This window comes from Mesorhizobium sp. M7A.F.Ca.CA.001.08.2.1, from assembly GCF_003998455.1.
Lineage (GTDB): Bacteria > Pseudomonadota > Alphaproteobacteria > Rhizobiales > Rhizobiaceae > Mesorhizobium > Mesorhizobium ciceri.
Map to the genome: position 1 here is coordinate 1 of NZ_RZPW01000469.1, position 5,025 is coordinate 5,025.

Here is a 5,025-nt window from a genome sequence, read left to right on the forward strand (position 1 = left end):
GGCGCCTGGCAACCGCCGATTTGACCGATCTGGGATCGACACTGCAGCTGGTGCGCGATTGCGATGCCGTTGTGCATGTCGCGGCCATTCCGCGGCCGACCGGCCGGGCCGGCGGCGAGGTGTTCAAGACCAACATCGCGACCGCCTACAATGTGGTCGAGGCAGCCGCCATGGCCGGCGCTAGGCGCTTCATCTATGCCTCATCCTTCAGCGTTTTCGGCTATCCCTTTTTCGAAAAACCTGTGCGGCCGCCCTATCTGCCGGTCGACCTGGACCACCCGGTCGGCGCGCAGGACCCGTACGGCCTGTCGAAATGGCTGGGCGAGGAAATCGTCGACGCGGCGGTGCGCCGCGGCGCTTTTTCGGCGGTCAGTATTCGCATGCCGTGGATACAGACGCCGGGTTCATTTTTCGAGGGCGTCGGGCCGCGCCGCGCCACGGCCGACAGTGCCCGCGACCTGTGGGCCTATCTCGACGCGCGCGACGCCGGGCAGGGCTTCCTGCGGGCGCTTGAATGGCAAGGCGACGGCCATCTGCGCGTCCTGCTCAGCGCCGCCGACACCTTCATGGAAGAGGAAACCGAAGCGCTCGTGCGCCGGGTCTATCCCGATGTCGCTCTATCGCGGCCGATCGCCGGCTTTGGCGCCGTGCTCGACACGGTCCATGCGCGCGAAACGATCGGCTTCGAACCACAATATTCATGGCGTTCCTATCCAAAGCCGGAGACCGGGGGATGAAACGATTCGACCAGAAGAAGATCCTTGTCACTGGCGGCGCCGGCGCGATCGGCGGCGCGGCGGTGCGGCGTTTCCTTGACGAAGGCGCGCGCGTCGCCATTGTCGATCGCAATGGCGCGGCGGCGCAGCAACTGGCTCGCTCACTGGGTGAAAACGCCATTGCCATCGAAGCCGACGTCACCGATGAAGCGGATGTGCGGCGCGCCGTCGAGGCGACCGTCGAGACGTTCGGCGGCCTCGACGTGGTGTTCAACAATGCCGGCATTTCCGGCGTCGTCGCTCCCGTTCACGACCTGCCGGTCGAGGACTGGGATACGACCATCCGTATCAATCTGCGCGGTATCTTCCTCGTCCTGCAGGCATCGCTTCGGGCGATGATCAAGGCGGGGACCGGTGGCTCGATCGTCAACATGGGCTCATCCATGGCCGGTTGGGACGTCCTTTCGGGCGGTGCCGGCTATGTCGCTTCCAAACACGGCGTGGTCGGCCTGACGCGGGTTGCGGCGCTCGATGCCGCGCCCTACGGCATACGCGTCAATGCCATTTGCCCCGGCGTGATCGAGACGACGCTTGGCGTGCCGGCTTCCGGTGACGGCGAATTCAAGAGCAGCGTCCAGCATTTCGCCGACCGCATTCCATTGCGCCGCATCGGCCAGCCGGACGATGTCGCGGCCGCCGTGGCTTTCCTGGCCTCGGACGAGGCGAGGCACGTCACAGGCGTGGATTGGCTGATCGACGGCGGCCAGACCTTGCAGAGCTGGGCCAACGCCCCTGATGGCGGTGCGTTTCCGAAATTTCGCTAAAGTCTTTTCGGCGGCATTGCCTGGATGATCCGAACGGCAAGATCGAGATCGGCGAGCCCGCCCGAAAGCGGCGTGCGCGGCTTAACGCCGGCAAGAATGCAATCAGCGAAATGCAGCCATTCGCGGCGGAACGACGTATCCGGAACGCCAGGCAAAACGCGTTCGGATGCAGCCTCGCCTGTCGTTTCACGTAGCCGGACAGTCGCCGAGGCATTGCGGAAATAGGGGTTCTGGAATTCGATCCGCACCTCGTCGCGCTCGCCATGCACGTGGATCCACTCGTCCCACCATTCATACTGGGCAAGCGCCATGTCGAAGAGGCAAGGGACGCCGCCATAATCGAGCACGGCCAGCAGCTGGTTGGGACCGGTCTGCTGTGCATGCACGACGCAGTCCGGCGTGCCGAAAGCGCCGCGCATGACGGCAAGGTCGTGGCTAGCGAGGCTGAGCAGTACAAGATAGAGATCGCGATAGCCGGCATGGTCCACACCGAGCGCCGCCTCGATGCGCCGAGCGACCGTTTCGCGTCCCGCCGCCAACACATCGGCCGGCACGTCGGTGACCCTGGTCTGCGTGTAGAGTTGGCCATAACGGTCGAAACGGCCCGCGAAATCGTGGACATGGATCGATTTCGGCCGGCCGATGGCGGCGATGCGCTCCAGCCCGATCTCATAGCCGGGATCATAGAATTTCATGTAGCCGACAAGGGCGACGAGGCCGCTCCGCTCGGCCTGCTCGACCAGCGGGCGCGCCTCCTCGGGCGTGAAGGCAAGCGGCTTCTCGACGATCAGGTGCTTGCCGGCGCGGATTGCATCGGCAACCATCTCGCCATGATCGTAGGTGCAGATCACGACCGCATCGACATTCGGATCGGCAAGCAGCGCGCGATGGTCCGTATATCTGGCAGTGACGCCATAATGTTCCGCGACCTTGTCGACCGTGCCGGGAGAGATGTCGCACAAGGCGGCGATGCGAAACGCCGGCAACTCCATGAGATAAGGCAAGTGCATCAGCTGGGCGATCTCGCCGCAGCCGATGACGCCGACGCCAATAACGCGATCCTGCATGTCAACCCTTCACGGCGCCGGCCGTCAGGCCGGCGATGAACTGCCGTTGCATGGCGACGAAGACGACGATCACCGGCAGTGTCGTGATCGTCAACGCGGCGAAATAGAGCGTCCAGAGCGAGTCGTATTGCTGGAAGAAGCTGACCAGCCCAAGCGGGATGGTCTGCACCAAAGGGTCGCGCAACAGCAGGAAGGCCAGGAAGAAATCGTTCCAGATCTCGATGAAGCCGAAGATGAGGATCAGCGCCACGCCCGGCCGCACCAGGGGCAGCATGATGTGGATCAGGATCTCGAACCGGCTGGCGCCATCGATGCGCGCGGCATCTTCGAGGTCGGCCGGCAACGTGATGAAGAAGCTGCGCAGAATGAAGACCGAAAGCGGCAGCGAGGTCGCGGCATAGATGAAGGCAATGCCGAGCCGGCTGTTTATCAGGCCGAGATCGCGCGCCACCAGGAACAGCGGAATGGCCATCACCTGCGGCGGCACCAGCATGGCCGCAACCGCGACTGCGACCACAAGACCGCGTCCGGGGAAACGAAGACGCGCCACCGCATAGGCGCACGGCGTCGCGACGGCCACCAGGATGATCAATGCCGAGCCGGTGACGAAGATGCTGTTGACGATGCGCGATCCCATGCCGGCGATCCGCCAGGCATCGGCATAGTTCTGCAGCACCAGGCTCGATGGCGGACCCCAGACATTGCTGAGCATTTCCTGCTTGGTCTTGAGCGAACCGAACAGCACCCAAAGCAGCGGATAAAGGGTCTCGAAGAGCACGAGAATGAGCGCGGCATAGATGCCGCCAAGTTCGAGGATGCCGCGCATGCCGAGGCGCTGCACGAGCCCGCGACGGCGAGAGCCGGCGGCGCCATCGTTCAGCGAAAGGTTGGCGGCTCTCATCAGACGTCGAGCCTTTGCCGCCGCATCAGCGCCAGCAGGCCGACGCTGGCCAGCCCGACGATCATGAAGAGAACATAGCCGATCGCAGCGGCGTAGCTCATGGCGCCGTCCTGGAAGGCCTTGCTCATCATGTAGGTGAGCACCACTTCGGTGGCGTGGTTCGGGCCGCCCTTGGTCAAGACATAGACGATGTCGAAATTGCGCACGAAGGCGCCGGAAAGGCCGAGGATGGTGTTGATGAAGATGATCGGCATCATCATCGGAACGGTGACGTGCCGGAAGCGCTGCAAGGGGCCGGCGCCGTCCATCTTCGCCGATTCATAAAGCTCCGAGGGGATCGTCTGCAGCCCGGCCAGATAGATGACGGCATGGAAGCCGAGCCATTTCCAGACATCGACGACGATGATCGAGTAGAGCGCGATGTCGGCGTCGCCGAGCCATGATCGTTTCAGCCCGGCGAGGCCGATGAGATCGAGCCCGCTGTTGAGCAGGCCGAAGACGGGATTGTAGATCCAGGACCAGAGCAGACCGACGGCGACGAAGGACATCGTCACCGGGACGAAGGCGGCGGCGCGAAAGAAGGCGCGGCCAAGCAGCGCCCGGTTCAGAAGCAGCGCCAGCCCGAGGCCGAGCGCGTTTTTCAGGACCACGACGGCAACGACGAAAATCAAATTGTTGCGCAGCGCGCCGAGGAAGGTGCGATCATGCGCCAGCCGCATGTAGTTGGAAAAGCCCGCCCATGTCGGGTCGGAAAACCCGTCCCAATTGTGCAGGCTGAGCCAGAAGCCGTTGACGAACGGCCAGAGGTAGAAAAGACCGAAGAGGATCGCGGCGGGCAGGATCATGACGAAGGCCGTAGCCCCGTCCCCGGCGTCGAAGCGCCAGGTGCCGGATCGGCTCGAAACAGGAGCCGCCTCTTGCGGTCGCGTGCTCATGAGGCCTTCGCGCCTTGCGGGGTCAGCACCAGCCCGAGCGTGTCCCTGATATAGGCGATGCTCTCGAGCGTGCTTTGCTCTGCTGTCTTCTTGGACGCATCCAGCTCGATGATGGCGAGGCCATCGTAGTTTGCCTCCAGCAGGGCGTCGGCGATGCCGGCAAGATCGACGACCCCGGCGCCGAGCTCGCAAAAGGCGCCATAGCGGTCATAGCCCTTCAGCGCCGGATCAACCCTGGTGTCCTTGAAATGCATATAGCGCACGGCCGAAATGTAGGTCTTGACCGCGTCGACCGGATCGGAATTGGTGTGGGCGAGATGCGCCGGATCGATGCACAGGCCGGCGAGGTTGGTATCCAATTCATCCATCATGCGATCGAGCTGGTCGCGGCGCTCGATGAAGGTGTCGAGGTGCGGGTGATAGACCGTCTCGATGCCAAGGTCCTTCGTCCGCCTGCCGATATCCTCGAGCGCCCGGCAGAAGGCGCGGTAGTCGTCGGCCGTGTGCGCCCCGGCAGCGGCTTCCGAGGGACCGCCGCCGAGAACCAGCACCGGTGAGCCAAAGCCCTTCAACATCCTGGTC

At 63.8% G+C, this 5,025-nt stretch carries 6 protein-coding genes; 2 read left to right on the forward strand and 4 right to left on the reverse strand.

What is annotated here, in order from left to right; translation table 11 throughout:
* Together EN914_RS23910 and EN914_RS23915 are read left to right on the forward strand one after the other, a co-directional pair.
* Positions 1 to 737, forward strand: a 737-nt coding sequence (locus EN914_RS23910; RefSeq protein ID WP_164778874.1) for an NAD(P)-dependent oxidoreductase, incomplete at its 5' end; no start/stop codon positions are given.
* Positions 734 to 1,540 (forward strand): SDR family NAD(P)-dependent oxidoreductase, encoded by an 807-nt coding sequence (locus EN914_RS23915; RefSeq protein ID WP_024502294.1) that lies wholly within the window; start codon positions 734 to 736, stop codon positions 1,538 to 1,540. The genes EN914_RS23910 and EN914_RS23915, both read left to right, overlap by 4 nt.
* Here EN914_RS23915 and EN914_RS23920 read toward each other — a convergent pair.
* The 4 genes from EN914_RS23920 to EN914_RS23935 form a co-directional block, all read right to left on the reverse strand.
* Entirely contained in the window at positions 1,537 to 2,607 is a 1,071-nt protein-coding gene (locus tag EN914_RS23920; protein ID WP_013530306.1) for a Gfo/Idh/MocA family protein, read from the reverse strand. The genes EN914_RS23915 and EN914_RS23920 overlap by 4 nt on opposite strands.
* Position 2,608: 1 nt before the next feature.
* A complete protein-coding gene (locus EN914_RS23925; protein WP_024502295.1) occupies positions 2,609 to 3,508 on the reverse strand; it encodes a carbohydrate ABC transporter permease in 900 nt (299 codons plus the stop codon).
* A complete protein-coding gene (locus tag EN914_RS23930; RefSeq protein WP_024502296.1) occupies positions 3,508 to 4,443 on the reverse strand; it encodes a carbohydrate ABC transporter permease in 936 nt (311 codons plus the stop codon). The genes EN914_RS23925 and EN914_RS23930 overlap by 1 nt, the downstream gene beginning before the upstream one ends.
* Positions 4,440 to 5,025 (reverse strand): sugar phosphate isomerase/epimerase (locus tag EN914_RS23935; protein WP_164778875.1); only part of this gene is annotated, 586 nt, incomplete at its 5' end. The genes EN914_RS23930 and EN914_RS23935, both read right to left, overlap by 4 nt.